This is a genomic window from uncultured Campylobacter sp., assembly GCF_905371695.1.
Taxonomy (GTDB): domain Bacteria; phylum Campylobacterota; class Campylobacteria; order Campylobacterales; family Campylobacteraceae; genus Campylobacter_A.
The window spans coordinates 1-2,731 of record NZ_CAJPMA010000140.1 but is presented as its reverse complement, the minus strand read 5'-3'; the positions used below and the strand labels follow the sequence as shown (position 1 = coordinate 2,731).

At 47.6% G+C, this 2,731-nt stretch carries 2 protein-coding genes; both read right to left on the bottom strand.

Going from position 1 to position 2,731, the window contains the following annotated elements:
* Positions 1 to 147: 147 nt before the first annotated feature.
* Entirely contained in the window at positions 148 to 663 is a 516-nt protein-coding gene (infC, locus tag QZ147_RS08965) for a translation initiation factor IF-3 (RefSeq protein ID WP_295149506.1), read from the bottom strand.
* Between the two features lie 172 nt (positions 664 to 835).
* On the bottom strand, positions 836 to 2,656 hold the full coding sequence (gene thrS, locus QZ147_RS08960) for a threonine--tRNA ligase (protein WP_295149503.1): 1,821 nt from the start codon (positions 2,654 to 2,656) through the stop codon (positions 836 to 838).
* Positions 2,657 to 2,731 lie beyond the last annotated feature (75 nt).

Below are 2,731 nucleotides of genomic sequence, written 5' to 3'. Positions count from 1 at the left end.
CTTTGCAACTTACTTCGGTAACCTTTATGTTTTCATCTTCCATTTGATTTAACGCTGATTTAGCGCCAATGGTAGCTAACCTTAAATACGGGCTACACTCGGCTCCCGCTAGACCCAGAGCCAGCGCGCAAACGAGACAAATTTTTCTCATCTCTTCGGGGTTACCAACATATTGACGTAGCGGCCTTCTAGCAGCGGCTCTTTATCGCGGTCGGAGACCTCTTTTACCATCTCCCAGACTTTTTGTAGCATCGCGACGCCGGCTTCTGGGTTGCTCATCTCGCGGCCTTTTAGAAATACGCGAAATTTGACGTGTTTGCCCTCTTCTAGAAACTCAAGCGCATGCTTGACTTTATAATTTATGTCATTTTGAGCGATTTTGACGGAGAGTTTGATCTCTTTTACTTCGATCGTTTTTTGCTTTTTCTTGGCCTCTTTTTGCTTTTTTTCCTGCTGGTAGCGGAATTTGCCGTAGTCCATTATCTTGCAAACGGGAGGTTTAGCGTCAGGCGCTATTAGCACTAGATCAAGTCCCATTTTCTCGGCGATTTTCAAGGCCTCTACTCTTGGGATGACGCCGTATGCGGTGCCGTCGTCCCCCACGCATCTCACTTCGCTCGCTCTGATATCTTCGTTGAGCAACACTTCGTTTTCTTTAGCCAATTAGTTTTTTCCTTTAAGTTGAAATTTGTTGATTATATCCAAAAATATTGTGTTTTTATTGTATTTTTCGTAGAAATTTATTGCGCCGTGACAATTTTTGCAGATTTTGGTAAAAGCCAGGCTTAGCATAAAGCCGCACCTAGCTCAAATTTAGCGGATTTTCGCTGGGATTTCAAAAACTTACCTCGGCGAGTTTTGATTTGAGTAACTCGACGAATTCATCCAGCTTCATATCTTTTTGCTCCCTGGTCGTGCGGTCGCGCAGAGCGATGGCGCTATTTGCCACTTCGTTGTCGCCTAGTACCGCGATCATCGGCACTCGTTGCTTTTCAGCGGTGCGAATGCGTTTGTTTAGGCTCTCGTTTTTGCTCGCGATTTCGCTATCTACGCCGATTTTGCGAAGCTCTTTGGCGACGGTTTTGGCGTAGTCTAGGTGCGCGTCGCTGATCGGCACGATGACTACTTGCGTAGGCGCCACGAAAAACGGTAGCTCGCCGCCCGTGTGCTCGATCAAAATGCCGATAAATCGCTCGAAGCTTCCCAGCAGCGCGCGGTGAAGCATGACGGGCTGTTGGCGCTCGTTATTTGCGTCGACGTAGCCTAGATCGAAGCGCTCAGGTAGGTTAAAATCGACCTGTATCGTACCGCACTGCCATTTGCGTTTCAAGGCATCGGTGATTTTGATGTCGATTTTTGGACCGTAGAATGCGCCGCCGCCCTCGTCGATACCGTATTTAAAGCCGTTTTCGTCAAGCGCTTCTTTTAGGGCTGTCGTAGCCGTTTCCCAAATTTCGTCTCCGCCGATAGCTTTTGCAGGCTTAGTAGAAATCTCCATCTCGTAGTGGAAGCCGAAATTTTCCATTATTTTGCCGGCAAATTTTAAAATTTCTAGGATATTTTCTTTTATCTGACTCGGCATACAAAAGATGTGCGAGTCGTCCTGGGCAAATTCGCGCACTCTAAAAAGTCCGTGCAAAACGCCGCTTTTTTCGTGGCGATGCACGACGCCGTACTCGAAAAATTTAAGCGGCAAATCGCGGTATGAGCGGATGTCGCTTTGATAGACCTTGATGTGGCCGACGCAGTTCATCGGCTTTATGCCGTATTCTGCCTCGTCGATCGTCGTAAAGTACATATTTTCTTTGTAGTTTGCGTAGTGGCCGCTCTTTTTCCACACGTCGGCTTTTAGCAGCTCAGGACCTCTAACCGGCTCGTAGCCGCGGTCGCGGTGGGCTTTGTATAAAATTTGCTCTAACTTCGAGCGCAAGCGTCCGCCGTTTGGCAGCCAGATCGGTAGGCCGCCACCGACCTCTTCGTCGAAGGTAAACAGCTTCATCTCGACGCCAAGCTTTCTGTGGTCGCGTTTTTTGGCCTCTTCGATGATTCGGATGTGCTCTTTTAGGCTCTCTTTATCGGCAAATGCGGTGCCGTAAATGCGGTTTATCATCTCGCGCGTCTCGTCGCCGCCAAGATACGCACCGGCTACGCGGGTTAGTTTAAAAAATCTTAAAAATTTGGTATTTGGCAAGTGCGGTCCGCGGCACAAATCCTCGAAATTTCCTTGCTTGTAGCTGCTGACTTCGCCTTCGGGGATACGTTTTAGCACCTCTTGTTTTAGCTCGTCGTCTTTAAATTTATCGCTCATAAAGGCTTTTGTGGAGCTTGCTTTGACGATATCAAGCTTAGCTTCGGCTAGCTCTTTCATCTTGGCTTCTATCGCCTCTAAATCCTCGTCGCTAAGCTTACTGTTGGCCTCGTCGACCTTAAAATCATAATAAAATCCGTCCTCGACGTTTGGTCCGACGAAAAATTTAGCCTGCGGATAAAGCTCTTTGATCGCCTGCGCCATGAGGTGCGCACAGGAGTGTCTGATGACGTTTAGCGCGTCGGGGGAGTTGTCAAAATAAATCGGTTCTGCGGCGTTTTCTCGCCCGTTGATACTCTGAGTATCGACTATGTTTCCGTCCAGTTTGTATGCGATGATATCGCTCATTTTACGTCCTTTTTATCGAAACATCTTTCTTACGCTGAAAGAATAGGACACAATTTTAACTAAACGGGCTTTAAG

Excerpts from the sequence above, each read along its gene's own strand:
- thrS (WP_295149503.1), bottom strand. The coding sequence starts at position 2,656 with ATGAGCGATATCATCGCATACAAACTGGACGGAAACATAGTCGATACT.